19 protein-coding genes are annotated in these 24,826 nt (G+C 71.2%); 9 read left to right on the forward strand and 10 right to left on the reverse strand.

Features of this window, described 5'->3' with window-relative positions:
• Positions 1 to 5: 5 nt before the first annotated feature.
• From ACOPJ3_RS05000 to ACOPJ3_RS05015, 4 genes are read right to left on the reverse strand one after another with little or no spacing between them, the layout of a single operon-like run.
• Positions 6 to 965: an NUDIX hydrolase gene (locus tag ACOPJ3_RS05000; protein WP_427870734.1), complete on the reverse strand. Its 960-nt coding sequence runs from the start codon at positions 963 to 965 to the stop codon at positions 6 to 8.
• Positions 962 to 3,082, reverse strand: coding sequence for an RNA degradosome polyphosphate kinase (locus tag ACOPJ3_RS05005; RefSeq protein WP_427870735.1), 2,121 nt, complete (start codon positions 3,080 to 3,082; stop codon positions 962 to 964). Before ACOPJ3_RS05005 ends, ACOPJ3_RS05000 begins: the two co-directional genes overlap by 4 nt.
• Positions 3,079 to 4,035 (reverse strand): mycothiol synthase, encoded by a 957-nt coding sequence (gene mshD, locus ACOPJ3_RS05010; protein WP_427870736.1) that lies wholly within the window; start codon positions 4,033 to 4,035, stop codon positions 3,079 to 3,081. Before mshD ends, ACOPJ3_RS05005 begins: the two co-directional genes overlap by 4 nt.
• Positions 4,035 to 4,709 carry a winged helix-turn-helix domain-containing protein gene (locus ACOPJ3_RS05015; protein WP_427870737.1) on the reverse strand — a complete coding sequence of 225 codons (675 nt, stop codon included), beginning with the start codon at positions 4,707 to 4,709 and terminating at the stop codon, positions 4,035 to 4,037. Before ACOPJ3_RS05015 ends, mshD begins: the two co-directional genes overlap by 1 nt.
• Positions 4,710 to 4,848: 139 nt before the next feature.
• Here ACOPJ3_RS05015 and ACOPJ3_RS05020 point away from each other — a divergent pair, with 139 nt between their 5' ends.
• From ACOPJ3_RS05020 to ACOPJ3_RS05030, 3 genes are all read left to right on the forward strand, one after another.
• Positions 4,849 to 5,145, forward strand: a complete 297-nt coding sequence (locus ACOPJ3_RS05020) for a hypothetical protein (RefSeq protein ID WP_427870738.1) — start codon at positions 4,849 to 4,851, stop codon at positions 5,143 to 5,145.
• Positions 5,146 to 5,313: 168 nt separating this feature from the next.
• Entirely contained in the window at positions 5,314 to 6,465 is a 1,152-nt protein-coding gene (locus ACOPJ3_RS05025; protein WP_427870739.1) for a YgfZ/GcvT domain-containing protein, read from the forward strand.
• A gap of 36 nt (positions 6,466 to 6,501) precedes the next feature.
• Positions 6,502 to 7,242 carry a phosphoglyceromutase gene (locus ACOPJ3_RS05030; protein WP_427870740.1) on the forward strand — a complete coding sequence of 247 codons (741 nt, stop codon included), beginning with the start codon at positions 6,502 to 6,504 and terminating at the stop codon, positions 7,240 to 7,242.
• Positions 7,243 to 7,393: 151 nt separating this feature from the next.
• Here the strand turns inward: ACOPJ3_RS05030 and ACOPJ3_RS05035 are convergent, their stop codons facing one another.
• Entirely contained in the window at positions 7,394 to 7,579 is a 186-nt protein-coding gene (locus tag ACOPJ3_RS05035) for a DUF3073 domain-containing protein (protein ID WP_427870741.1), read from the reverse strand.
• A gap of 131 nt (positions 7,580 to 7,710) precedes the next feature.
• On the opposite strand from ACOPJ3_RS05035, the gene ACOPJ3_RS05040 reads away from it, so the two are divergent.
• Entirely contained in the window at positions 7,711 to 8,343 is a 633-nt protein-coding gene (locus ACOPJ3_RS05040; RefSeq protein ID WP_427870742.1) for a hypothetical protein, read from the forward strand.
• 12 nt (positions 8,344 to 8,355) lie between these two features.
• Here ACOPJ3_RS05040 and ACOPJ3_RS05045 read toward each other — a convergent pair whose 3' ends face one another.
• A complete protein-coding gene (locus tag ACOPJ3_RS05045) occupies positions 8,356 to 9,654 on the reverse strand; it encodes a DUF445 domain-containing protein (protein ID WP_427870743.1) in 1,299 nt (432 codons plus the stop codon).
• A 149-nt stretch (positions 9,655 to 9,803) separates the two neighbouring features.
• Between ACOPJ3_RS05045 and ACOPJ3_RS05050 the strand changes: the two genes are divergently transcribed.
• From ACOPJ3_RS05050 to ypfJ, 5 genes are all read left to right on the forward strand, one after another.
• On the forward strand, positions 9,804 to 14,162 hold the full coding sequence (locus ACOPJ3_RS05050) for an efflux RND transporter permease subunit (protein ID WP_427870744.1): 4,359 nt from the start codon (positions 9,804 to 9,806) through the stop codon (positions 14,160 to 14,162).
• Positions 14,162 to 15,826: a DEAD/DEAH box helicase gene (locus ACOPJ3_RS05055; RefSeq protein WP_427870745.1), complete on the forward strand. Its 1,665-nt coding sequence runs from the start codon at positions 14,162 to 14,164 to the stop codon at positions 15,824 to 15,826. The genes ACOPJ3_RS05050 and ACOPJ3_RS05055 overlap by 1 nt, the downstream gene beginning before the upstream one ends.
• A gap of 224 nt (positions 15,827 to 16,050) precedes the next feature.
• Positions 16,051 to 18,132: an acyl-CoA dehydrogenase gene (locus ACOPJ3_RS05060; protein ID WP_427870746.1), complete on the forward strand. Its 2,082-nt coding sequence runs from the start codon at positions 16,051 to 16,053 to the stop codon at positions 18,130 to 18,132.
• Between the two features lie 74 nt (positions 18,133 to 18,206).
• On the forward strand, positions 18,207 to 19,214 hold the full coding sequence (gene pip, locus ACOPJ3_RS05065) for a prolyl aminopeptidase (RefSeq protein ID WP_427870747.1): 1,008 nt from the start codon (positions 18,207 to 18,209) through the stop codon (positions 19,212 to 19,214).
• Entirely contained in the window at positions 19,211 to 20,107 is an 897-nt protein-coding gene (gene ypfJ / locus ACOPJ3_RS05070; protein ID WP_427870748.1) for a KPN_02809 family neutral zinc metallopeptidase, read from the forward strand. The genes pip and ypfJ overlap by 4 nt, the downstream gene beginning before the upstream one ends.
• Positions 20,108 to 20,746: 639 nt before the next feature.
• On the opposite strand, the gene ACOPJ3_RS05075 is transcribed toward ypfJ, so the two are convergent.
• The 4 genes from ACOPJ3_RS05075 to ACOPJ3_RS05090 form a co-directional block, all read right to left on the reverse strand.
• Entirely contained in the window at positions 20,747 to 21,640 is an 894-nt protein-coding gene (locus ACOPJ3_RS05075) for a LysR substrate-binding domain-containing protein (protein WP_427870749.1), read from the reverse strand.
• Positions 21,640 to 21,996: an MGMT family protein gene (locus ACOPJ3_RS05080; RefSeq protein WP_427870750.1), complete on the reverse strand. Its 357-nt coding sequence runs from the start codon at positions 21,994 to 21,996 to the stop codon at positions 21,640 to 21,642. Before ACOPJ3_RS05080 ends, ACOPJ3_RS05075 begins: the two co-directional genes overlap by 1 nt.
• Positions 21,997 to 22,069: 73 nt before the next feature.
• On the reverse strand, positions 22,070 to 22,792 hold the full coding sequence (locus ACOPJ3_RS05085; protein ID WP_427870751.1) for a VIT1/CCC1 transporter family protein: 723 nt from the start codon (positions 22,790 to 22,792) through the stop codon (positions 22,070 to 22,072).
• A gap of 123 nt (positions 22,793 to 22,915) precedes the next feature.
• Positions 22,916 to 24,781: an ABC-F family ATP-binding cassette domain-containing protein gene (locus ACOPJ3_RS05090; protein WP_427870752.1), complete on the reverse strand. Its 1,866-nt coding sequence runs from the start codon at positions 24,779 to 24,781 to the stop codon at positions 22,916 to 22,918.
• Positions 24,782 to 24,826: the final 45 nt, after the last annotated feature.

Genomic DNA, 24,826 nt, shown 5'->3' on the forward strand with positions numbered 1-24,826 from the left:
AAGTCCTAGTGCTTGATCGGGTACGTCTCGACGCCCAGGATCCCGGCGCCCGGTCGGGTGCGCGAGAAGTGGAAGACGGAGAAGCCGGCGGGCGGCAGCGCCGCGGCCTTTCCGAGGTAGCCGCCCGGAACGCTGCCCGTCGCGAGCGTGAGCTCACGGGCGAGATCCGGCAGCACGGGGCGGTGGCTGCAGACGACCGCGTCGCGGCCCTTCGCAATGATCTTCCCGACGAGCTTGCGGAGCTCGACGAGGTCGCCCTGGTCCCAGAAGTCCTGGCTCAGGCACTCCTTGAGCCGGATCTTCTTGCCGAGGTGCTCGGCGAGCGGCTCGACGGTGGCGCGGCACCTGGTCGCCGTCGACGAGTAGATGCGTCGCGGGCCGAACGGCTCGAGGATCGCGGCGAGATTCGCCGCCTGCTCCTCGCCGGCGTGGGCGAGTGGGCGGAGCGCGTCGACGGGAAACGCCGCACTGCGCGGCTCCGCCTTTGCATGGCGCAGCAGAGTGACGGAGAAGGTCTCCAGGAGTTCGTGCTCGGCGAGACGCAGGAACACGTCGTAGAGTTCCCGGTCCGCCCGGTAGCTCAGGCGCCTGCGCGCCTCGCGCAGCGGCACCCACTCGAGCGCCTGCACCTCGTCGTTCGGGGTGAAGGTCGACGCGAGTGCGATCTCGGGCGTCACCTCGGCGGCCCAGTACTGCACGGTCTTGGAGCGCCCGCCGCTCAGCGCGTAATTGATGGTGCCGAGGTTCACGCCGAGGGAGATGGCGAGCCCGGTCTCCTCGTGCGTCTCGCGCACGGCGGCCTGCGGCATGCTCTCGCCCGGGTCGAGCTTGCCCTTCGGAAACGACACGTCGCGCTGCTTCGTCCGGTGGATGAGCAGCACCATAACCTCGCCGGGTCCTGCGCCATTCGCTTTCGGGATCCTGCGCCAGCAGACGGTTCCCGCGGCGAGGATCTCCTGACTCACCGAGCTCTCCTGGCCCGCGCCTCCGTGCGGTCCAGCATCACGAGATCCTGCAGATCGGGGAGGGGCTCGCCCTCCTCGCTGATGACGCGGCGCAGCCAGGTGCCGTCCGGCAGCATGCGCCACGACGAGACGTCGTCCGAGAACGCGAACTCGAAGAAGCGGTCGATGCGGGCGAGGTGCTCGCGGTCGGAGAGCTGCACGAGCACCTCAATCCGGCGGTCGAGATTGCGGTGCATGAGGTCGGCGCTGCCGATGAAGACCTCGCGCTCGCCATCGTTCTCGAAGGCGTAGATGCGCGAGTGCTCGAGGTAGCGGCCGAGCACCGAGCGCACCCTGATGTTCTCGGACAGCCCGGGGACCCCGGCGCGGATCGAACAGATGCCGCGCACCCAGACCTCGATCGGCACGCCGGCCTGGCTCGCGAGGTAGAGGGCGTCGATGATCGCCTCGTCCACCATCGAGTTGGCCTTGAGCTTGATCCCGCTCGGGCGCCCGGCGCGGGCGTGCTCCGCCTCGCGCTCGATGCGCTCGAGCAGCCCGCTGCGCAGCTGCAGCGGGGCGACGAGGAGCCGGTCGTAGTCGGTTTCGATCGCGTAGCCGGAGAGCACGTTGAAGAGCTTCGTGACGTCGCGGCCGATCTCGGGCGACGAGGTGAAGAGGCCGAAGTCCTCGTAGATGCGGCTCGTCTTGGGGTTGTAGTTGCCCGTGCCGATGTGGCAGTAGTGGGCGAGCCTGCCGCCCTCGTCCCGGATCACCTGGACGAGCTTGCAGTGGGTCTTGAGGCCCACGAGGCCGTAGACGACGTGCACGCCGGCCTGCTCGAGCTTGCGGGCCCACTCGATGTTGGCCTCCTCGTCGAAGCGCGCCTTCACCTCGACGAGCGCGAGGACCTGCTTGCCGGCCTCGGCAGCCTTGATGAGGGCCGCGACGATTGGGCTGTCGCCCGAGGTGCGGTAGAGCGTCTGCTTGATCGCGAGCACGTCGGGATCCGTCGCCGCCTGCTCCACGAACGCCTGCACGCTCGTCGCGAACGACTCGTACGGGTGGTGCACGAGTACTTCGCGGCGCGCGATCGCGCCGAAGGTGTCGGGCTGCTCACTCGGCGAGTTCGTGCGGAACTGCGGGTGTGTGACCGGGATGTGCGGCTTGAACTTCAGATCCGGGCGCTGGATCTTGTACAGCGCGAAGAGCCCGGAGAGGTCGAGCGGCGAGGGCAGCGTGTAGACCTGCTGCGCGTCGATGTCGAACTCGCGCACGAGCAGCTCGAGCGTCGCCTCGTCCATGTCGTCCGAGATCTCGAGGCGGATGGGCGGGCCGAAGCGGCGTCGCAGCAGCTCCTTCTCGAGGGCCTGGATGAGGTTCTCGGTCTCGTCTTCCTCGATCTCCATGTCCTCGTTGCGCGTCACGCGGAAGACGTGGTCGTCGATGACCTCCATGCCGGGGAAGAGCCCATCGAGCTGATTGGCGATGAGCTCCTCAAGCGGGATGAATCGCAGGTCGTCGTCGCTCTCGCGGCGATCCACTCGGACGTACCTCGGGATCATCTGCGGCACCTTGAGGCGGGCAAACTCCACCTTGTCGGTGCGCGGGTTGCGCACCCGGATCGACAGGTTGAGCGCGCGGCCCGAGATGTAGGGGAACGGGTGCGCGGGATCCACCGCGAGCGGCATGAGCACGGGGTAGATGTGCTGCTCGTAGTACTCGGTGAGGACCTCGCGGTCGGCGTCGTCGAGCTCCTCCCAGTCGACGAAGCGGATGCCGGCGTCCGCGAGCGCCGGTCGCACCTGTTCGCGGAAGCAGCGGGCGTGCCGCAACTGCAGCTCGTAGGCCGTGCGGTTGATGTCGGCCAGCACATCGGTGGGCGCGCGGCCCACATTCGTCGGCACGGCGAGGCCCGTGACGATCCGGCGCTTCAGACCGGCCACGCGGACCATGAAGAACTCGTCGAGGTTCGACGCGAAGATCGCCAGGAAGTTCGCGCGCTCGAGCAGCGGGACCGTCGGGTCCTCAGCAAGCTCGAGCACCCGCTGGTTGAAGGCGAGCCAGCTGAGCTCGCGATCGATGTAGCGGTCGGCCGGGAGCTCGTCTCGGTCGGCGGGGCGGTTCTCTTCGCTCATGCGTCCATTCTGACACCAGGGCGACCGCCGGCGGGCCGCTTCCACTGCGCACTGCGTGAACGAACGGTGAACCCGGCGCGGGTGTAGAGGTCAACTGCGCGGGTGTTCTCGCCGTCGACATACAGGGTGACCCGCTGCGGATCGTGCTGCGCCATCCGTGCGAGCGTGACGTCGAGGAGCAGACGGCCGAGGCCCTGGCCCGCGCGTTCGGGTCGCACGCCGACCGCGTAGAGCTCCGTCTCGACGCCGTCATCGCCGCGCACGGTCTTGATCCAGGTCGAACCGGCGATTTCCGGATCCGCACCCGGCACGGTGTCCGTCTCTGCCAGCAGGATCAGGTCGGCGGGATCGAACCACGGCTCGGCCCGCATGAGCGCGAAGTCGTCGAGGGTGATGCGCCCCTGCTCCGGGTGGTCGGCGAAGGCCGCAGCGTTCGCGCGCACCCACGCCCCGGCGTCGCTCTCGCTCGCGGGATCGAAGGCCCGAAGCTCGAGGCCGGCGGGCGTCGGGATCCGGAGCGGGCCGCGCGCGTCGCCGGAGTCAGCACGAGGCAGAAGCTTCGGATCGAGCTCGAGCTGGAGCAGTGAGCGCACGGGGGTGAAGCCCGCGCGCCCGAGCAGGGCGTCGGCCGCGGGATTCTCGCCGTGGGCCCAGGCGAGCACGTCGCCTTCGGCATCCGCGAGCAGCTCGGAGAGCGCGGCCGTGCCAACGCCGCGCCCGCGGAACGCCGGGGCGACCACGAGGTCGAGCTCCGCGGCATCCCCCACGCTCAGAATCCCGGCCGCGATCGCCTCGCTCGCGGGGTCGCCGGGCCGTTCGCGCCAGACCCTGAGCTCGCGCTTGCCCTGCGCGGCCTCGAGGATCGCCTGATCCGAGACCGGCGGCCTGCCGTCGGTGCGCTCGGCGGCCGCAATGATCCCGCGCGCCCCCTCGATCGTCCCGCCGTTCGACATCACGCGTCCTCCTCTTCCGCTTCCACCTTCGCGCGCGCGAAGCCGTAGCCCACGCCGCGCACGGTGCTGATCAGGGCCTCGTGGTCGCCGAGCTTCGCCCGGAGGCGGCGAACGTGCACGTCGACCGTGCGGGTGCCGCCGAAGTAGTCCGTGCCCCAGACCTCGCCGAGCAGCTGCTCGCGCGTGAACACCCTGCCGGGGTTCGCAGCGAGGAAGTGCATGAGCTCGAACTCCTTATAGGTGAGGTCGAGCGGCCGGCCGAAGAGCCTCGCGGTGAAGTTGGCCTCGTCGATGACGACGCCGGAGGACTGGATCGTGGTGGGGGCCTGCTCCGCCGCCGGCCGCTCGAGGAGCCGGAGCCGCAGCTCGACCTCGGCCGGGCTCGCCGTGGGCAGGAGCAGCTCACTCACCCGCCACTCCGGTGTGAGGGCGGTGAGGGCGACCTCTGGCAGGAGCACGATCCGGGGCGTCGCGACGCCCTCTCCGAAGTTCAGGCACGCGGAGCGCGCACGCCTCGCGTCGAGCGTGCCGTCGACGAGGATCGCGTCGAAGCGCTCGGCCATGGTCTCCGGCACGCGCAGCGAGAGCGGTGACGAGCGCACGTCGTGGGGCAGGAGGTCGAGCGCCGGAAGCGAATCCGCCGGATCCCGGTCAGAGAGGCAGAGCAGCTGCATGAACTTGCTCCCTTCGCGTCCAGGTCCGAGTCACAGTGTAGTGCGCGGGCCGTTTCGCGAGCGTTTCGGGCGTGTTTCGGGCGACGCTTCCCGGAGCTCGGCGTGCACGCGTCTGCGCGCTGTGTGGGACACTGGATGGATGACCGAGAACGACGCCCCGGAGATGCCCGATGCGCACTCCTGGCACATTCCACGCCTGATCACAGCGTGGGCGGTGGCCGCGGTGATCGGCGCGCTCGTGAGCGTCTTCGTGCCCGTCGAGGAGCGATTCCCGTGGCTCGCCTTTGCCATCGGCGCCTCCACCCTCGTGACCTTCGCGCTGCAGCTCGGCACCGCGCAGCGCGTCGGCTTCATCACGCGCGTCGCCGCGAGCGTCGCGGGCTCGGTGCTCATCATCGCGGTGATCGATGTCGTGGGGATCCTGCTCCTGCCGTAACCGGCCCGCTCTTTCGGCTAGACTGGTCGCATGCTTCTCGCTCTCGAACTCTTCTTTCTCGGGCTCCTCGGACTTGCCTCGCTCGCGATCGCGTGGGTGTCAGGCACCGTCATCTACAAGCTCTTCAAGGGCCAGCGCTAGTCGCAGCCGAGCGGACCGGGCCCTGTGATGAACCCGTTCCTTGAGCTTCCTGGCGCGGTCGCCGACGAGCTCGGCGTCGCCGCGCACTTCGGCGAGCCCGTCCAGGAGCAGCGGGCGCTCGAATCCGGCGCCGCGATCGTCGACCTGTCGCACCGGGGCGTCGTCGTCGTCGAGGGCGCCGACCGGCTGAGCTGGCTGCACTCGATGACCAGCCAACAGCTCACGGGCCTGCCGCCCGGTGAGAGCGTCGAGACGCTGCTGCTCGACGCAAACGGCCGGATCGAGACCGTGATCCGGCTCGTGGATGACGGCGAGCGATCCTGGCTCCTCGTTGACGAGGGGCAGACCGACGGGCTCGTCTCCTTCCTCTCGCGCATGCGCTTCGCGCTGCGCGTCGAGGTGCGCGATGTGAGCGAGGAGTTCGCCGCGGTGCTGACGTTCGACGGTGGCCCGGCCGCCGAGGCGCTTCGCGCCGCAGCCCCCGTCGCCGAGTGGCGGGATCCGTGGGCCCAGGTGCAGCGCGGCGGCGCGCAGTACGCGCACGCCGAGTCCGATCACCCGGGGGCCGAGTGGCGTGCGGTCCAGTTCGTTTTCCCACGCGCCGATCTTCCGGGCGTCGCGGCGCTCGCCGCCTCCGACGGCGTGCGCGCCGCGGGCCTCCTCGCGCTCGACGCGCTTGAGGTGCGCGCTTGGCGACCGAGCCAGCACGGTGAGGTTGACGAACGGGCGATCCCGCACGAGTTCGACTGGCTCCGCACGGCGGTGCACCTGACGAAGGGCTGCTACCGCGGACAGGAGACGATCGCGAAGGTCCACAACCTCGGCCACCCTCCGCGGCGCCTGGCGCTGCTGCACATCGACGGCTCCGGCGGCGAGCTGCCGGTCGCGGGTGCACTGGTGTACCGCGCGGGTGAGGCGGGGGACGCGGGATCGCGGCCCGTCGGCCGCGTCACGCGGGCCGGGCTCCACCACGAGTGGGGCGGCGTCGCCCTTGCGCTCCTCAAACGCTCGCTCCCGGAGGACGCTGAGCTCGAGGTCCGGATCGGCGCGGGCCCCGACGCGCCCGACGCCGAGGACCGGCAGGCGGTCGCCGCCTCCCAGGAGGTCATCGTGCCGCGCGACGCCGGCGCGACCCGCCGCGCGGACATCGCTGAGCGCTTCGGCGGCAGACGCTCCTGAATCTTCCACGCCCCGCAACGAACTAAGCTGGAGACTATGACGAACACGCTGATCCTGCTCCGCCACGGCCAGAGCGAGTGGAACCAGAAGAACCTGTTCACCGGGTGGGTCGATGTGCGACTCACCGAGAAGGGCCGGGGGGAGGCGGCGCGCGCGGGCGAGCTCCTGCGCGAGTCCGGGATGCTCCCCGACGTGCTGCACACCTCAGTGCTGAGCCGCGCGATCCAGACCGCGAACCTGGCGCTCGACAGCGCGGATCGCCTGTGGATCCCGGTCCGCCGCTCGTGGCGCCTCAACGAGCGCCACTACGGCGCGCTCCAGGGGCTCGACAAGGCCGAGACGCTGCAGAAGTACGGCGAGGAGCAGTTCATGGAGTGGCGCCGCTCCTTCGACACTCCGCCGCCCGCGCTCGACGACGCGAGCGAGTGGTCACAGGCGAATGATCCCCGCTACGACGGGATCGACGGTGAGCGCCCCCGCACTGAGTGCCTGAAGAACGTCATCGAGCGGCTCGTGCCCTACTGGGAGAGCGAGATCCTGAGCGACCTGAACGCGGGCAAGACGGTGCTCGTCACGGCCCATGGCAACTCGCTGCGCGCGCTCGTGAAGCACCTCGAGGGCATCTCCGACGAGGACATCGCGGGGCTGAATATCCCAACCGGCATGCCGCTCGTCTACGACATCGACGAGCAGGGCAAGCCCACGAGCGCCGGACGCTACCTCGATCCGGAGGCCGCGGCCGCAGGCGCCGCGGCGGTCGCGGCCCAGGGCCGCTGAGGCGGGAGCCCGGTTCGCGCCCGGCCTCGGGAACGCGAGTGGGCCCCCTCCTCGGAGGGGGCCCACTCGCGTTCCGGATCGGGATCGATGCCGCTAGCGGTACGAACCACGAGCGAGGAGGGGCTTGCCCTGTCGGGCGAGACCGGAGGAGCTAGTCCTCGTCGTCCTCGTCGATGTTGTACTTGCTGGCGTATTCCGCCCAGGGATCGTCCTTGGCCGCGCGTTCGGCCTCTGCTGAGAGTTCCCGTTCAAGCGCCGAGTAGTTCGTGTCGGGGCTGAAGTACTTCAGCTCCCTGGCGACCTTGGTGTGCTTTGCCTTCTGACGGCCGCGCCCCATGCGTGACCCCCTTACACATTCGGGCCTCGCGGGAAATGAACCGCGAGGCAGGTACCAATTCAAATAGACGTATGGAGCAGATTCTAGCATGACCGGTCCCGCGGTGATGCGCGGGTCGGTAGCATGGGAGTGTGTCTCCTCGCCGCCGTTCCACACGGATTATCCTGATTTCCCTGCTCGCGGTCGCAGTTCTCGTCCTTGGCGGTGCGATCGCCGTGCTCCTGCCGATCCTCACGCATCAGAGCGCCGGGGGATCCGGGCAGCGGGTCCCTGATACGGCGGTCGAGCGGGTCGAGGCCACGGGGGCCGACGATCGGGTCCGCTCACTCGAGGCCGTCGGCGAGTCGGGGAAGCCCGTCGACCTCGGCGCGATCGAGCCGGGCCAGCGCATCACGGTGCTCGGATCCGGCTTTGATTCCGGTATCGGCATATATCTCGCGATCTGCGGAATTCCCGCGGACCCCGAGGAGAAGCCCGGTCCCTGCCTCGGCGGCATTCCCCAGGGTGCGACCGAGGGGACCGTCGACAAGAGCGCCCTCTCGAGCGCCTGGATCACGAACGACTGGGCCTGGCGCGCGTTCGCGACGCACCGCTACGGCGACGAGGGCAGCTTCGAGGTGACCCTCACCGTTCCGGATCCCACGGTCGACGGTTTCGACTGCCGCACCTCGCGCTGCGCGATCTCGACCCGCGCAGACCACACGGCGACGAAGGACCGGGTGCAGGACATGCTGCTGCCCGTCTGGTACGCGAAGTCCGCCTAGCGGCGCGACCAATCAGGCGCCGGCGAGGGGCGCGATGACGAGCGTGGCGATCGCGTAGATCGCGAGGCCGGCGAGCGAGCCGACGACGGTCCCGTTGATGCGGATGAACTGCAGATCCTTGCCGACCTGCAGCTCGATCTTCTCGGCGGCCTCCTGCGCGTCCCAGCGCTGCACCGTCTCCGTGACGACGTTCGCGAGGTCGTGGCGGTAGGTGCTCACGAGGTGCTCGACGACGCCCATGACCCAGACATCGATCTTGTACTGCAGCGTCGGGTCCTCGACGAGCTTCCGGCCGAAGTCCTGCGCGGCGGCGACGATCCGGATCCGGAGTTCGCTCGCCGGGTCCTCGAGCATCTCCACGAGGGCGGCCCGGGCGGTCTGCCAAGTGCTCGCCGCGAGGGAGCGGATCCGCGGGCTGTCGAAGACCTCGAGCTTGAACGCCTCGAGTTGCTCCTGCAGCTGCTCCTGCTCCTGCAGGTCGCGGGCGAGGTCGGCGAGGAAGCGGCCGATCGCGATGCGGAACGGGTGGTGGCGATCAGACGCGACCGTCTGGCAGAAGCGGACGGCCTCGGAGTGCAGGCGCTGGTCGACGAAGCGGTCGACGACGCTCGGCACCCAGGAGGGGAGCCGCGAGGACACCACCCGGTCGAACGCCGCCGGGTGCTCGACGAGCCACTGCTCGAGGCGGTTCGCCGCCACGTCGATGAGCGTCTCGTGGTGCTCGCCGCCGATGAACGACTCGGTCGCGCGGCCGAGCAGCGGCCCCCACTCGGGGTCGACGATGTGCTTGCGCACGAGCGCCTCGATGAGCTCCTGCACGTCGTTGTCGTCGAGCACGGTGAGGGCGCCGAGGCCGGCGCTCGCGACGGCCGAGCCGACGCGCTCCGCGTGCTCGCGCTCCGAGAGCCAGGTGCCGGCCATGCGCGCGCCGCTGATCTCGGCGAGCTTGCCGTGCACGACGTCGTCGGCGAGGAAGTTCTCCTCGATGAACGAGCCGAGGCCCTCGCCGATGTCGTCCTTCTTCGCGGAGATCAGGTTCGTGTGCGGGATCGGGATCCCGAGCGGGTGGCGGAAGAGCGCGGTGACCGCGAACCAGTCGGCGAGCGCGCCCACCATGCCGCCCTCGCTCGCGGCGCGCACGTAGCCGAGCCACGGGTAGCGATCCTGCAGGATGAACGAGACGACGAAGACCACGGCCATCCCGAGCAGGAGGGCGAGCGCGATGGTCTGCATCTTGCGCAGTTCTGCGAGGCGGGCGAAGTCCGCCTCGGTGACTGCGCCGAGGGTGCGGCGGGTGCGGGTCTGCGGCATCACAGTATTATCCACCCGCTCACCGCGCGGAACGTGCATGCATCGTCCCTGCCCATAGCGGGCGCAAAAGTGCCTCGTAGCCGCGTTATCCCCGATCCGATACCCGATTGACGGCAGCGGGCCAGTGGGCCCGTGGGATAATCCCAGCTATGCACCTGCTCACCGCGTTCAGCCTCAAGAACCGCGCGCTCATCTCCCTCGTGACGATCGTCGCGGCGGTCTTCGGCCTCCTCGGGGTGGGATCGCTGAAACAGGAGCTCATGCCCTCCGTGCAGTTCCCGGCCATTGCGGTCGTCACGACGTATCCGGGCGCCTCGCCGGAGGTCGTGAACAAGGACGTCTCCGGGCCCATCGAGACGGCCCTGCGCGGCGTCCCGCAGCTCGAGAGTTCGTCGGCGACGTCGAGCACGGGCAGCTCCATGGTCGTCGCCCAGTTCACCTACGGCGTCGACATCACGGCGACCGAGCAGAAGGTCGAGCGGGCGATCAGCAGGATCTCGAAGATGCTGCCTGCCGAGGCCGACACGCAGGTGCTCTCCGGCTCGGTCGACGACTTCCCCGTGATCCAGATCGCCGTGACCCCCGCCGAGGGGGAAACCCCCGAGCAGGCGGCGCAGACGATCGAACGCGTGGCGATCCCCGAGCTCAGCGACCTCGACGGCGTGCGCGACGCGCAGCTCTCGGGCGCGCGGGCCGAGCGCGTCACGATCCGGCCCGATGCCGCGAAGCTCGCAGACAACGGCCTCACGAGCCAGGCGATCACCGACGCGCTGCAGCAGAGCGGCGTGCTCATCGCCGCAGGGACCGTGGGAGACGGGGACCGCACGCTCGCGGTCCAGTCGGGCTCCGAACTCACGACGCCCGAGGAGATCGCCGCCCTCCCGCTCCCCGTGAGCGCGGAGGCCGGCGGCGGACTGGCCACGGGCCAGGAACCGGCAGGCCCGAGCCGCGGCGACCCCCGCCAGCTGCAGCTCCAGGACATCGAGGCTCCGGATCTCGAGCCCGTCACGATCGGCGAGGTCGCCGAGGTGGCGCTCGAGCCCGGCCCCCAGGAGAGCATCTCCCGCGTGAACGGGCAGGCGGCGCTCACGATCGCCGTGACGAAGATGTCGGCGGCGAACACGGTCGACGTCTCGCACGCGGTGCAGGAGTCGCTCGACGGCATGCAGGACCAGCTCGGGGGAGCGAAGCTCACGGTCATCTTCGACCAGGCGCCGTACGTCGAGCAGTCGATCGAGACACTCACGACCGAGGGGCTCCTCGGCCTCGTGTTCGCGGTGCTCGTGATCCTCGTCTTCCTGATGTCGGTGCGCGCCACGCTCGTGACCGCGATCTCGATCCCGACCTCGGTGCTCCTCACCTTCGTCGGCCTGAATTTCGCCGACTACACGCTCAACATGCTGACGCTCGGCGCGCTCACGATCTCGATCGGACGCGTCGTCGACGACTCGATCGTCGTGATCGAGAACATCAAGCGGCACATCGCCGACGGGCCGGATCGCGCGCGCACGATCGTGCGCGCGGTCCGCGAGGTCGCGGGCGCCATCACGGCGTCGACCGTCACGACGGTGGCCGTGTTCCTCCCGATGGCCTTCGTCGACGGGATGGTAGGGGAGCTCTTCCGGCCGTTCGCGTTCACGGTCACGATCGCGCTCGTCGCGTCGCTCTTCGTGTCGCTCACGATCGTCCCCGTGCTCGCCTACTGGTTCCTGAGGCCGGAGTCCGCAGGCCGCAAGCGCCGCAGGAGCACGGCGGCGGAGCCCGCGCCGGGGGCCGCCCTGACCGCGCTGCAGCGCGGCTACCGCCCCATCATCGAGTGGACGCTCGCGCGCCCACTCGTCACCCTCGGCATCGCCGTCGCCGTCTTCGCGGCGACGATGGCGGCGACCCCGCTCATGAAGACGAACTACATGGGCGAGGACGAGCAGAACTCGGTCGGCCTCGTGCAGACCCTCGCGCCCGGCACCAGCCTCGAGGCGCAGCTCGCGCAGGTCGAGCGCGTCGAGGCGGAGCTGAAGAAGGTTTCCTCGGTCGAGACGGTGCAGGTCACGATCGGCAGCTCTGGCGGCGGCATGAGCGCCCTCTTCGGAGGAGGCGGCGACGGCACGGTCAACTACTCGCTCACGACGGATCCCGACGCCGACCAAATCGCGGCGAAGGATGACATCCGGGCCGCGGTGAACGGGCTCAAGGACGCTGGCGAGTTCTCGCTCGGCCAGTCCGGCGGGGGAGTGACCGCGTCGAGTGCGATCGAGATCGACGTCGCGGCGCCGGATCAGGACACCCTCGCGAAGGCGAGCGAGGAGGTCACCGCCGCGCTCCAGAAGAACGACGCGCTCAAGCAGGTCGAGAGCGACCTCGCGCGCTCTCGCCCCTACCTCAGCATCGCCGTCGACCGCATGGCGGCGGCGCGGGTCGGCCTCACCGAGGCCGGGGTCGCGGGCCAGGTCGCGCAGCTCATGCAGCCGTCGCAGATCGGCCAGATCACGATCGACTCGAACACGGTCTCCGTCTACCTCGCGAACGGACAGCCGCCGGCCGACGTCGCGGGCGTGCAGGCCCTAGAGGTGCAGACCGCCCAGGGCCCGGAGCGGCTCGACGCGCTCGCCGCAGTGCAGGTCGCGGACGGTCCCGTGACCGTCACGACCGCCGACGGGGTGCGCACGGTCACCGTCTCGGCGCTCCCCGCTGGCGACGACCTGACGACTGCGAGCGTCGCCGTCGACGAGGCGCTCGCCTCGCTGAAGCTGCCGGCCGGCGCGAGCGCCACGGTCGGCGGCGTCATGTCGCAGCAGGCCGACGCGTTCTCGCAGCTCGGGATCGCGCTGCTCGTCGCGATCCTCATCGTCTACGTCGTGATGGTGGCGACGTTCCGGAGCCTGCTCCAGCCGCTCCTGCTCCTCGTCTCGGTGCCGTTCGCCGCGACGGGCGCGCTGCTGCTGCTTATCGCGACCGGGATCCCGCTCGGCGTCGCCTCGCTCATCGGCGTGCTCATGCTGATCGGCATCGTCGTGACGAACGCGATCGTGCTCATCGACCTCGTGAACCAGTTCAGGGAGCGCGGCGACGGCCTCCGCGACGCGGTGCTGCACGGCTCGCTCCAGAGGCTCAGGCCCATCGTGATGACCGCCCTCGCGACGATCCTCGCGCTCACGCCCATGGCCCTCGGGATCACGGGCAAGGGCGGATTCATCTCGCAGCCGCTCGCGGTCGTCGTGATCGGCGGCCTGCTCTCCTCGACGGTGCTCACGCTCGTCGTGCTGCCGACCCTGTACTACGTGGTCGGGCGCAGGCGGGAGCGCGGCAGCGAGCGCGGCGCCGCGCGCCGCGGCGGGCCGGACGGGCCCGGATCCGGCCCTGGGGCCGGAGCCCTGGCCGTCGCTGGGTCTGAAGCTGGACCCGCTGCCAGCGACGTCGGCCGCGCCGACGAAGCTGTCGAGCCGGCGGCTCCGCGTCGGCGTCGGCGCGGTCTGCGCATGCGCGGGGAGGCCGATGCCGCCGCCCCGGCTCCCGTCCTTGCCGTTCCTGCTGCCCCGGCGCCGGCTCTTGCGGCTCCGGCTCTTGCGGCGCCGGCTCTTGCGGCGCCGGCTCTTGCGGAACCCGCGCACTCCGCTCCCGCGCCGCAGCCCCAGGAACAGGAGATTCCGGGCGACGAGCACGCGCACGCCGCGCCGGACGCCGACACGGTGGAGGACGCGCCCCGCGCCTTCGCCCCCGAGCCGCCCGCCGTCAGGCCGAGCGGCGCGAGCGGTCTCGAGCAGCTCTTCGCCGAGCCGGAGCCCAAGCCGGAGCCCGAGCCGGAGCCGGAGCTGGAGCCGGAGCCGGAGCTGGAGCCGGAGTCTGAAACGGTGTCTGAACCGGAGCCCAAGCCCGATCCCGATCCCGATCCGGAGCCTGAGTCCGATCTCGGCGACGACGAGCCGGCTCCCGCCAGGCGCCAGGATCCGCGTTCCGTCCCGATCGTGCTGCCCGCCGTGGCACCCGTCGCGGAGAGCGACGCCGGCGCCGGTGAACCCGAAGGGGCCCCTGTAGAGGCCCGGGTCGCCCCCGCGACGAGGCCCGTGGGTCCCGAGACCGCGGCAATGTCGCTCGCGCTGACCGACCTCGGCTTCGACGGGGTCGAGCCGCGCCCGGTGACCGAGGCGCTCGACGTCCCGGTGCTCGATCAGCCGGTGCTCGATCAGCCGGTGCTCGATGAGCCGGTGCCCGCGGAGATCCCCTGGGACGCGGATCCGGAGCCGGAGCCGGATCCGGATCCTGAGCCAGAGCCCGACGGGCAGGACGTTTCTGCTGATCCGGAGCCTGACGACGACCTCGACTGGATGCGTCCCGTGTCTGCCCTGGGAGGTTCCAGCGCTCCCCAGCAGCGGGCCCACGATGAGGATCCGGGGCAAGACTCGGCTCCGGTCGCGCCCGCGCCCGTGACGGGGGAGCTCGATTGGGAGCGACTCATGTGGCAGGCGACGCAGGAGGTCGACGACGAGGATGAGACGGGGGCTGAGCGCTAGTGGCACAGAAGCGCCGCAGGGGGTTCAAAGCGCCGGCGAACTACGAGCCCGGCCGCAAGCCGAAGGGCGGCCGCGGCCGCGGCCCGCACGCGCAGGGCCGGGCGGCCGACGGCGACGCGCCCGACGAGCGGCGCGGGTCGGAGCGGCGCGGCTCGGATCGGCGAGAAACCGAGCGGCGCGGCCGCCCCGACGTGCACGCGCGGCCCGATCGCGTGGCGCGGCCAGAGCGCGCGAAGCGTCCGGACCGCCCGGCCGGCGAGCGCTCAGGCGGCGGCGAGCGTGCCCGCGTGTTCGCGTTCGACGAGCAGGGCGCGCCGAAGGGGCGTGAGCGCCAGGGAGCGAGCGCGAGCCGGCTCCCCGCGAAGCGCACGACCGCGGCGGATGCCGCGGCGGCGAGCTTTGCGGGCCTTGGCCTCGGCGGGAACATTGTGCGAACCCTCGCGGAGCAGGGCGCCGATCGCCCGTTCCCGATCCAGGTCGCGACGATCCCGGACGCGCTCGCGGGTCGCGACGTGCTCGGCCGCGCCCGCACGGGTTCGGGCAAAACGATCGCGTTCGGGGCGGCGCTCGTTGAGCGGCTGCTCCGGCTGAAGGCCGAGGGGCGCTTCGGCGAGGAGCAGCGGCCGGCCCGCCAGGGCAAGCCGAAGCGCGGCGAGCGCGTCGAACGGGCGCCGAGGCGTCAGGCGCGCAATCCGAAGGCCCTGATCCTGGCCCCCACCCGTGAGCTCGCGCTGCAGATCGACCGCACCGTGCAGCCGATCGCGCGCTCGGTCGGGTTCTTCACCGCGCAGTTCGTCGGCGGGGTGCCGATTGAGCCGCAGGTGCACGCGCTCTCGCGCGGCGTCGACATCGTGATCGGCACGCCTGGCCGGGTGCAGGACCTCGTGAACCGCCGCAAGCTCGACCTGCGCGAGGTCCTCGTGACGGTCATCGACGAGGCGGATCACATGTGCGAGCTGGGGTTCCTCGAGCCCGTGCAGCGGGTGCTCCGGCAGACCGAGCGGGGCGGGCAGCGCCTGCTCTTCTCCGCGACGCTCGACGGCCAGGTGTCGGAGCTCGTCGAGGAGTTCCTGCGGAAGCCCGCCGTGCACGAGGCTGAGGACGGCGCGACGGGAGACGTGTCGCACAGGGTATATGTCGTGCTGCGCGAGGACAAGGATCGCGCGCTCGTCGAGCTCGTGTCGCGGCCGGGCCGCATCATGGTGTTCTGCCGCACGCGCGCCTACGCCGAGCGACTCTCGGAGGCCTTCGTTGACGCGGGGCTCAGCGCGACGGCGCTCCACGGCGACCTGTCGCAGGCGCGGCGCGAGCGCAACCTTGAGCGCTTCGCCTCTGGGAAGGCGGCGATCCTCGTCGCGACCGACGTCGCGGCGCGGGGGATCCACGTCGACGACGTCGACCTCGTGCTGCAGGCGGACCCACCGGACGAGCCGAAGGCCTACGTGCATCGCGCGGGCCGCACGGGGCGCGCGGGGAGCGACGGTGAGGTCGTCACGGTGATCGCGCGGACCAGGCAGAAGCGCACCCGGGAGATGCTGCAGGAGGCAGGCATCGAGCCGGAGTTCTTCGGCGATTACGTGCCCGAGGGTGCCGTGGGCGTGCAACGCGCGGGATGGATTCCCGGGGAGACGCCGCGGGAGGATCGCGGCCGCGGCAGAGGGTGATCTGAGGCCTCCAGCAGACTGGGGATACCTCCAGGCATTGATGCTCTGATTTGGATGTTTTCAACAACGTGGGGGTGCCGCGTCCCGGCGCCACGTTGTGGGTGGAAACCGTTCAGTTGTCCGTGTCAGGGGTGCGGCCTAGCCTGGCTGCAGAGCGGGCCGGGCGCCTCGGGCGACCCCCGCCGATCGGAATCACCGATCGTCATCTCAGTCGAAGGAGCACGATGAGCGACAAGACCTCCACCTCCGCGCCCAGGATCGACGTCGCCGCGGTCGGCGACGCGCTGCTCGGCAAGTGGCGCACCGAGCGCCTCGAGTCGCGCAGGCTCGCGGAGGATCCCCGCCTCCACACGATTCCGGGCCAGACGATGGACGAGCACCGCGAGCGCGTGCTCGAGCAGCTCGGGATCCTGGTGGAGAACGGCGCGATCCAGCGCGCGTTCCCGTCGGATCTGGGCGGCGGCGACAACCACGGCGGCAACATCGCGGCGTTCCAGGAGCTCGTGCTCGCCGACCCGTCGCTGCAGATCAAGAGCGGCGTGCAGTGGGGCCTGTTCGGCGCGGCGATCCTGCACCTCGGCACGCGTCCGCACCACGAGAAGTGGCTGCCGGACGTGATGAGCCTGAAGCTGCCTGGCGCGTTCGCCATGACCGAGATCGGCCACGGCTCGGACGTCGCGTCGATCGGCACGACCGCGACCTACGACCCGGATACCGAGGAGTTCGTGATCCACACGCCGTTCAAGGGCGCGTGGAAGGAGTTCCTCGGCAACGCGGCGCTCCACGGCCAGGCGGCCGTCGTGTTCGCGCAGCTCATCACGCAGGGCGTGAATCACGGCGTGCACGCGTTCTTCGTGCCGATCCGCACCGCCGAGCGCGAGCTGCTGCCGGGCGTCGGCTCGGAGGACGACGGGGTGAAGGGCGGCCTGAACGGCATCGACAACGGGCGCCTGCACTTCGATCAGGTCCGGATCCCGCGCACGAACCTCCTCAACCGCTACGGCGATGTCGCCGCCGACGGCACCTACTCCTCGGCGATCGAGAGCCCCGGCCGCCGCTTCTTCACGATGATCGGCACGCTCGTGCAGGGCCGCGTCTCGCTCGACGGCTCGGCCGTGCGGGCCATGCAGGCGGCGCTCACGATCGCGATCAAGTACGGCGCCGAGCGGCGCCAGTTCCCGGGCGCATCGGGGCGCGAGACCGTGCTGCTCGACTACGGCCAGCACCAGCGCCGGCTGCTGCCGCGCCTCGCCGAGACCTACGCGATGACCTTTGCCGACGACCGCCTGCTCACGGTCTTCGACGAGGTGTTCTCGGGCGCGCGCGACACGGACGAGAACCGCGAGGATCTCGAGACGCTGGCCGCGGCGCTCAAGCCGCTCTCCACCTGGGCCGCGCTCGACACGCTGCAGGAGGCGCGCGAGGCGACGGGCGGCGCGGGCTTCATGGCGAAGAACCGACTCACGGGGCTGCGCGCTGATCTCGACATCTATGTCACCTTCGAGGGCGACAACAACGTGCTGCTGCAGCTCGTCGGCAAGCGCCTCCTCACCGACTACGCCGCCCAGTTCAAGCCGGGGGATCGCGCCGCGATCGCGAAGGCCGCGGCCGCTCAGCTCGGCGACCGGGTGAGCCGCTTCGGCCTGCGCCAGGTGGGGCAGAGCATCGCAGACCTCGGCCAGATCGCCCGCTCCGTCGAGAGCCTGCGCACGACCGACGCGCAGCGCGCGCTGCTGACCGACCGGGTAGAGACGATGGTCGCGGAGATCGCGCTCGCGCTCCGCGAGGCGACGAAGAACGTGCCGAAGGGCGACAAGCGCGCGAAGGCCATCGCGGGGGAGGACGCCTTCAACGCGCAGCAGCACAAGCTCATCGAGGCGGCCCGCGCGCACGCCGAGCTGCTCCAGTGGGAGGCCTTCACCGAGGGCATCGAGCAGGTCGCCGACGCGGGCTCGCGCCAGGTGCTCACTTGGCTGCGCGACCTCTTCGGCCTCGGGCTCATCGAGAAACACGCCGCCTGGTACCTCGTGCAGGGCCGGATCTCGGGCCAGCGCGCCGAGGCCGTGACCGCCTACATCGATCGGCTCATCGGCCGCCTGCGCCCCTACGCGGTCGACCTCGTCGACGCCTTCGGGCTCACGCCGGGGCTCCTCCGCGCCGAGATCGCCACGGGCATCGAGGCCGAGCGCCAGGAGGAGGCGCACGCCTACGTCGAGGCGGAGAAGGCCGCGGGCACGTGGCCGATCCACGAGAAGGAGCTGCGCGCCCGCGAGAAGGAGCGCGCGAAGGCCAAGCAGCCGGCCTAAATTTCCTCCCGAACTCTGAATCCGCGGGGTGACCTGGGCTGATCCCGGGCGCCCCGCGGCATTACAGTGGGACCATGGCAGAACTGAGGACCCTCTACCCCGCGATCCAGCCCTTCGCGAGCGGCAAGCTCGCCGTCGGCGACGGGCACGAGATCTACTGGGAAACCTGCGGAAACCCGGAGGGCAAGCCGGTCGTGTTCCTGCACGGCGGGCCCGGGGGCGGCTGCGCGCCCGACCACAGGCGCTACTTCGACCCCGAGCGCTACCGCATCGTGCTCTTCGACCAGCGCGGCTGCGGCCGCAGTACCCCGCACGCGAGCGCGCCCGACGCCGACCTCGCGACGAACACCACCTGGCACCTTGTCGACGACATCGAACGGCTGCGCGAGCACCTCGGCGTCGACCGCTGGCAGGTCTTCGGCGGATCCTGGGGCTCGACCCTGGCGCTCGCCTACGCGCAGACGCACCCCGCGCGCGTCACCGAGCTCGTGCTGCGCGGCATCTTCACCCTGCGCAGGAGCGAGATCCACTGGTTCTACCAGGACGGCGCCTCGGAGCTCTTCCCCGACGTGTGGGAGGAGTACCTCGCGGTGATCCCCGAGGCCGAGCGCGGCGATCTCGTCACGGCCTACCACCGCAGGCTCTTCGATCCGGACCCCGCGGTGCACACCCCGGCGGGCGTCGCCTGGACCGTGTGGGAGAACTCGACGATCCGGCTCATCCCCGACGAGGCGGGGATCGCCGAGGCGCGCGCCGACGAGGCCGCCGCCGTCGCCTTCGCCCGCATCGAGAACCACTTCTTCTCGCACGGCGGCTGGATGGAGGACGGGCAGCTGATCCGCGACGCGGCAGAGAAGCTCGCGGGGATCCCCGGCGTCATCGTGCAGGGGCGCTACGACGCGTGCACCCCCGCTCGCACGGCCTGGGACCTACACCGCGCCTGGCCCGAGGCCGACTTCCACATGATCCCGGACGCCGGCCACGCGGCAAGCGAACCCGGCATCGTCGACGCGCTCGTGCGCGCCACAGACCGCTTCGCAGACGAAGCGGGATCCACCACCGAGGCTGGAGACCAGCGATGACCTTCAACGACAACGCACGGATCGACACGAGCAAGGTGTCGAAGCGCGGCGGCGGCGCGCGCCGCGGCGGCATGATCGCGGGCGGCGGCATCGGCATCGCCCTGCTGCTCGCCATCGGATCCCAGATCCTCGGGATCGACCTCACTGGCCTCGCGCCCGTCGCCGAGCGTGCGCTCGGCGGCTCGAGCGCCGTCAACGAGCAGTCGACCGAGGGGCTCGCGGGCTGCGAGACGGGCGCCGACGCCAACAAGGACGCCGAGTGCCGCATGGCTGGCGCCGCCGACTCGCTCGACCGCTACTGGTCGACCCAGGTCGGCAACTACCGCAGCCCGGGCGACGTCGTGCTCTTCTCCGGCCAGACCCAGTCGCCCTGCGGCACCGCCTCCTCGCAGACGGGCCCCTTCTACTGCCCGAGCGACGAGGCCATCTACGTCGACACGGCCTTCTTCGACACGCTCACGCAGAACTACGGCGCGAGCGGCGGGCCGCTCGCCGAGATGTACGTGCTCGCCCACGAGTGGGGCCACCACATCTCGAACCAAATCGGCTCGCTCCAGAACGTCGGCCGCGACTCCGGCCCGGCGTCGGGATCCGTCCGCCTCGAACTCCAGGCCGACTGCTTCGCGGGCGCCTGGGTCAAGGATGCCTCCACAGTGGCCGATGACCAGGGAGTCCCCTTCCTGAAGCCCGTCACCCGCGAGGAGATCGCCGACGCGATGAGCGCGGCCGCCGCCGTCGGCGACGACCACATCATGGAGTCCGCCGGCATGGGCGTGAACCCCGAACGCTTCACCCACGGCACCTCCGAGCAGCGCCAGAAGTGGTTCATGACGGGCTACCAGGAGGGTCCCACTTCTTGCGGCACCTTCGACGTGGCGGCCTCGCAGCTGTAGTTGGGCGGCGGTTGGCGCCGGTGTCTGACCCCGAGTCGGCCGTAAGGCCCCTTTCGCGGGCTTGAATGGGGCTTTACGGCCGACTCGGCGTCGGCAATGGGGCTCAAGGGCCCACTCGGCATGGGTGCGGGTGGGTGGGGCCCGGGATCCGGGCCCTGATCCCGACCTTGGCGCTGTCGAGTGGGCCGTAAGGCCCCTTTCGCAGGCTTGAATGGGACCTTACGGCCGACTCGGCGTCGGGAATGGGGCTCAAGGGCCGACTCGGCGCGGGTGCGGGTGCGGGTGGATGCGCGGGCGCGTGGGGTCCGGGATCCGGGCCCGGATCCCGATCGCGACCTTGAACTCGACCCCGCCGCTGTCGAGTGGGCCGTAAGGCCCCTTTCGGGGGCTTGAATGGGGCTTTAGAGCCGACTCGGCGCGGGGGTTGGGGCCTAAGGGCCGACTCGGCCTTCGGGTGCGCGTGCGCGCGGGTGTGTGGGGTTCGGGATCCGGGCCCGGATCGCGACCTTGGCGCTGTCGAGTGGGCCGTAAGGCCCCTTTCGCGGGCTTGATTGGGGCTTTACGGCCGACTCGGCGCGGGGAATGGGGCTCAAGGGCCCACTCCGCCGGGGGGGGGAGAGGGGCGGGGCGCGCCGCGCGCTAGCTGCGGCGGGGCTTCGGGCGGGGCTTGGGCTTCGGCTTCCACTTGGCGTTCGCGAGCTGTGCGCCGCGCGTGCCGGGCTTCGGGCCCTGCTTCTTCGCTGAAGTCTTCGCCGGGGTCTTCGCCGCAGTCTTCCCCGACGCCTTCGAACCGCCCGAAGAACGACCCCGCGACCGGGACTTCTCCGAGCCGGAGCGGCCGCCATCCGAGCCCCGGGAGCTACGCGCGGTGCGCCCGCGCAGGATCCCGGCGAGCTGCTGCACGTCGGCGGCGTCGCGCTCGAGCGCCCAGGTGGCCCATACGGACGTGCAGGCGAGCCGGGGTTCGCCCGTGATCGGGAGAATGGCGTGCTCCTTCTTCGAGGAGAGGTGCCGCGCGAGCGGAATGGGGAGCAGGATCGCGCCCGCCCCGGTCGCGACGAGCGCGAGCGCCGCGGCGACGTCGGCGGGCATCCAGGCGGGATCCGCCCACGCCTCGGCGGCCGGCCAATCGGGCGCGTGATCAGGATGATCGAGCAGGGTGACGAGCTCGAGCTCAGAGAGCGTGACCGAGTCGCGCTTGGCGAGATCGTGGTCGGCCGACACGACGAGCCCGATCGACTCCTCGTAGAGCCGCAGCGCGTGCCGGGTGCGCGACGGCTCCTCGGTGCCGCGCGGCCGCTCGCCGGGACGCGTGCGCTCGAGCATCAGGTCGGCCTCCGCCGCCGCGGCCCCGCGACCTCCGCCAAACGCGACCGCGACGGGCGACAGCACGAGCTCGCTCCCGGTCGCCTCGCGCCAGCGGTTCGCCCACTTGCTCGGCGCGATCCCGCGCGCGAAGCCGAGGACGAGCGGCCGCGCGGCGTCGGAGGAGGGGTTCGATTCGGCATCGTGACCAGCAGTTTCCTCGGGCATTACAGTGCCACCTCCGCGAAGATCTCGTGCGTGTAGGGGAGCCGGGCCGCGGACAGGGCGATCCGGTAGTGCTCGGGATCGAAGACCCCGCTCGACGGGTCCGCGCCGCGCAGCGGCGTCCCCTCCTCGAGGTAGCGGGGGAGCGCGATCCGCGAGTGTCCCTGCGGCGGCAGCCCGCTCGCCGGAACCACCCGCCACCAGGAAGAAGCGTGTCCGTACAGCGCCATGACCCGGCCGACCGCGCGCGGCGCCTCCGAACCGATCGCGATCCCCACGTCGCCATAGGTCATCACCCGCCCGGCGGGGATCCGTGCGACGACGCCGAGCACGGCGTCGACGAACTCAGGGCTGGGCATGCGACAAGCCTACGGCGTGCGGGCCCGGATCCCCGATCCGGATCCGGCCCCGGATCCCGCCCCATCACGGACCTCAGCCGATCGAGGACACCCCGAGCGCCATGCCGATCGTATAGGTCGCGGCGACCGCGATGCCGCCGAAGAGGAGCTGCCTGCCGGCCCCGATGAACCAGCTGCGGCGGGTGACGCGCGCGGCGAGGCCGCCAGCGATGAGCAGGCCGACGCCGCCGAATGCGAGGCCCCACCAGATGTTTCCGAAGCCGAAGATGAAGGGAAGGATCGGGATCACCGCGCCGACGCCGAAGGCGAGGAACGAGGAGATGCCCGCGACCCACGGGGACGGCTTCTCCTCGGGGCTGAGCCCGAGCTCGTGCGAGAGGTGCACGCGCACGGCCTGCTCCGAGTTCGCGTGCACCTGCGAGGCCGCGCGCTCGGCGGTCGGATCGTCCATGCCGAGCCGGCCGAAGAGGGCGGCCAGCTCCGCCTGCTCGCCCTCGGGGTTGCGGTGGTGCGCCTCGCGCTCCGTGCGCACCTCCTTGTCGAGCTGCTCGTTTGCGGTGCGGACGGACGTGAACTCGCCGAGCGCCATTGAGATCGCGCCCGCGATCAGGCCGGAGACACCCGTGACCGCGACCATCCAGGGTGCGGCGCCCGCCGCGGCGATGCCCGCGATCAGGCCGACGTTCGAGACGAGACCGTCCATCGCACCGAACACGGTCGCCCGCAGCCAGCCCGACGACACGTCGGCGTGACGGTGATCGTACTCGTGCGGCTTAGCAATATCGAAGGTGCTCATGATGTGCTCTCTGTGTGGGTGACGACCCGAAACGATAGCAACGATTCGAAGGGAGGGAGAAGCCCGGATCGCACCTCGCGGGGCCGTTCGGATCGGGTTCGTCGCGTCGAACTTCCGCCCCGATCAGAGCGAAAGCACCTGTCCCTCCCAGCGGCCGCGAAGCCAGCGATCGTGGCTCGCGACGATGAGCGCGCCCGGATAGTCGGCGAGCGCCGCCTCGAGATCCTCGACGAGCGTGAGCGACAGGTGGTTCGTCGGCTCGTCGAGGAGCAGCACGGGCGGCGGGTCCGCGATGAGCGCCGCGAGCGCGAGCCTGCGCTGCTGCCCAATGCTGAGGGCGCCGACGGGCCTGCGCGCGTCGCGGTCCGCGAGGAGCCTCGAGGTCGTCAGCGGCCGAGCGGCGGCTCGATCCGCCCCGATGGCGGCGCGATACCAGGCATCGGCACGCAGCTCCGGATCCGGAAACGACACCTCCTGCGGCAGGAATCCGACGTGCTCGAACCGCTCCACCTCGCCCGTCGTCTGCGCAAGCTCCCCGGCCAGGATCGCGAGGAGCGTCGACTTCCCCGCGCCGTTCGGCCCCTGTAGCAGGATCCGCCCGCGCTCCGTGAGCTCGAGCGTGGTCGCGGCAAGGCGGGGCGGCAGCGCGACCTCGTGCGCGGCGAGCACGATCGGGTCGTCGCCGTCGCCGTCGCCGCCGTCGCCGCCGCGGCCTGCCCCGTCCGCTGCCGCGCTCGCCGCAGGTCCCGATCCGGCGCCGAATCCCGCGAAGCGCAGCGGCTCGGGCGGCCTGCGAACGCGCTCCCGCTCGAGCGCGTCGAGCCGCCCGCGGGCGTTGCGGGCCCTGCGCGAGGTCACGCGGGCGTCCTTGTCGGCGTAGAACTTGCGCGTGATCCGGGATTCCGATTTCGACACGTGCTTCCTGTTGACCTCCCTCGACCCGACCTCGATCTCGTGTTCAAGGCTCTCCCGGCGCGCAAGCTCGGCCGCGTAGCGGTCGCGCCAGCGGGCGAGCTCGGCGGCCCGCTCGGCGCGGGCGTCCGAGTAACCGACGCCCCAGAGGCGCACGCCGAGGCCGGTGCCCGTGTCGTCGGTCGCGTCGGGATCCGGGCCCGGATCCGGATCCTGGTCCAGCCCCTGATCAGCGGCGGCACCCGACGCGGTCGCCGCATCCGCGAGCACCTCCGCGGGCACGGGCAGCGGATCCAGGTCCAGGATCTTCGTCGCGACGGCGTCGAGCAGTGCGCGGTCGTGGCTCGCGAGGAGCACGATCCCGGGCCAGCCGGCGAGCACGCGCTCCAGGTAGGCCGCGGAGGCGTCGTCGAGGTGGTTCGACGGCTCGTCGAGGAGCAGGGTGTCCGGGGCCGCGAGCAACACGGCGGCGAGCGCGAGCCTGAGCCGCTGGCCTCCCGAAATTTGCCCGATGGGGCGATCGTTCGGGATCCCGCCGAGGCCGAGGCCGTCGAGCATCTCGCCGCGCTCCGCCTCGGCCGACCACGCGCCCGTGCGCTCCGCGTCGGCGAGGGAGGCGGCGTAGTCGTCGGCCGCCCGCTCGGAGTCGGCCGCGGTCGCGAGCCGCTCGCCGAGCCGCGCGAGCCGGTCGAGGGCCTCGAGCGGGGCGCGCTGGGCGTCGTCGAGGACCGCGCCGAGCGGGGTGTCGTCCGGGTAGGGGAGTTCCTGGTTCAGGATCCCGACGCTCCCGGGAAGGGACACGATGCCCTGATCCGGCGCCAATTGGCCCGCGATGATCCGGAGCAGCGTGGTCTTCCCTGCGCCGTTCTCGCCGACGAGCCCGATCCGGTCGCCGCGGCGAGCCGCGAAGGTCACGCCGCTCAGCACGCGGCGGTCCGGGTGGGAGAACGAGACGTCGTCGACGGCGAGGTGGAGATGGGCGGCGGTCGCGTCGCGCGGGCCGTGCGCCGCGGCGCCGCCGCGGCCGGCAGCGCGCTCGGCGGCCCTGATGGATGGTGAGTGGTGAGTGGTCGGCATGGGGTGCCTTTCGATGCGGAAACGGGTTCCGCCGGGCGTGTGCCG

The sequence above is a fragment of the Leucobacter luti genome (assembly GCF_050310065.1).
Lineage (GTDB): Bacteria > Actinomycetota > Actinomycetes > Actinomycetales > Microbacteriaceae > Leucobacter > Leucobacter luti_B.

Excerpts from the sequence above, each read along its gene's own strand:
- ACOPJ3_RS05085 (WP_427870751.1), bottom strand. The coding sequence starts at position 22,792 with ATGAGCACCTTCGATATTGCTAAGCCGCACGAGTACGATCACCGTCAC.
- ACOPJ3_RS05075 (WP_427870749.1), bottom strand. The coding sequence starts at position 21,640 with ATGCCCGAGGAAACTGCTGGTCACGATGCCGAATCGAACCCCTCCTCC.
- ACOPJ3_RS05005 (WP_427870735.1), bottom strand. The coding sequence starts at position 3,082 with ATGAGCGAAGAGAACCGCCCCGCCGACCGAGACGAGCTCCCGGCCGAC.
- pip (WP_427870747.1), top strand. The coding sequence starts at position 18,207 with ATGGCAGAACTGAGGACCCTCTACCCCGCGATCCAGCCCTTCGCGAGC.
- ACOPJ3_RS05015 (WP_427870737.1), bottom strand. The coding sequence starts at position 4,709 with ATGCAGCTGCTCTGCCTCTCTGACCGGGATCCGGCGGATTCGCTTCCG.
- ACOPJ3_RS05025 (WP_427870739.1), top strand. The coding sequence starts at position 5,314 with ATGAACCCGTTCCTTGAGCTTCCTGGCGCGGTCGCCGACGAGCTCGGC.
- mshD (WP_427870736.1), bottom strand. The coding sequence starts at position 4,035 with ATGTCGAACGGCGGGACGATCGAGGGGGCGCGCGGGATCATTGCGGCC.
- ACOPJ3_RS05045 (WP_427870743.1), bottom strand. The coding sequence starts at position 9,654 with ATGCCGCAGACCCGCACCCGCCGCACCCTCGGCGCAGTCACCGAGGCG.
- ACOPJ3_RS05020 (WP_427870738.1), top strand. The coding sequence starts at position 4,849 with ATGACCGAGAACGACGCCCCGGAGATGCCCGATGCGCACTCCTGGCAC.
- ACOPJ3_RS05080 (WP_427870750.1), bottom strand. The coding sequence starts at position 21,996 with ATGCCCAGCCCTGAGTTCGTCGACGCCGTGCTCGGCGTCGTCGCACGG.
- ACOPJ3_RS05090 (WP_427870752.1), bottom strand. The coding sequence starts at position 24,781 with ATGCCGACCACTCACCACTCACCATCCATCAGGGCCGCCGAGCGCGCT.
- ACOPJ3_RS05030 (WP_427870740.1), top strand. The coding sequence starts at position 6,502 with ATGACGAACACGCTGATCCTGCTCCGCCACGGCCAGAGCGAGTGGAAC.
- ACOPJ3_RS05060 (WP_427870746.1), top strand. The coding sequence starts at position 16,051 with ATGAGCGACAAGACCTCCACCTCCGCGCCCAGGATCGACGTCGCCGCG.
- ACOPJ3_RS05050 (WP_427870744.1), top strand. The coding sequence starts at position 9,804 with ATGCACCTGCTCACCGCGTTCAGCCTCAAGAACCGCGCGCTCATCTCC.
- ypfJ (WP_427870748.1), top strand. The coding sequence starts at position 19,211 with ATGACCTTCAACGACAACGCACGGATCGACACGAGCAAGGTGTCGAAG.
- ACOPJ3_RS05035 (WP_427870741.1), bottom strand. The coding sequence starts at position 7,579 with ATGGGGCGCGGCCGTCAGAAGGCAAAGCACACCAAGGTCGCCAGGGAG.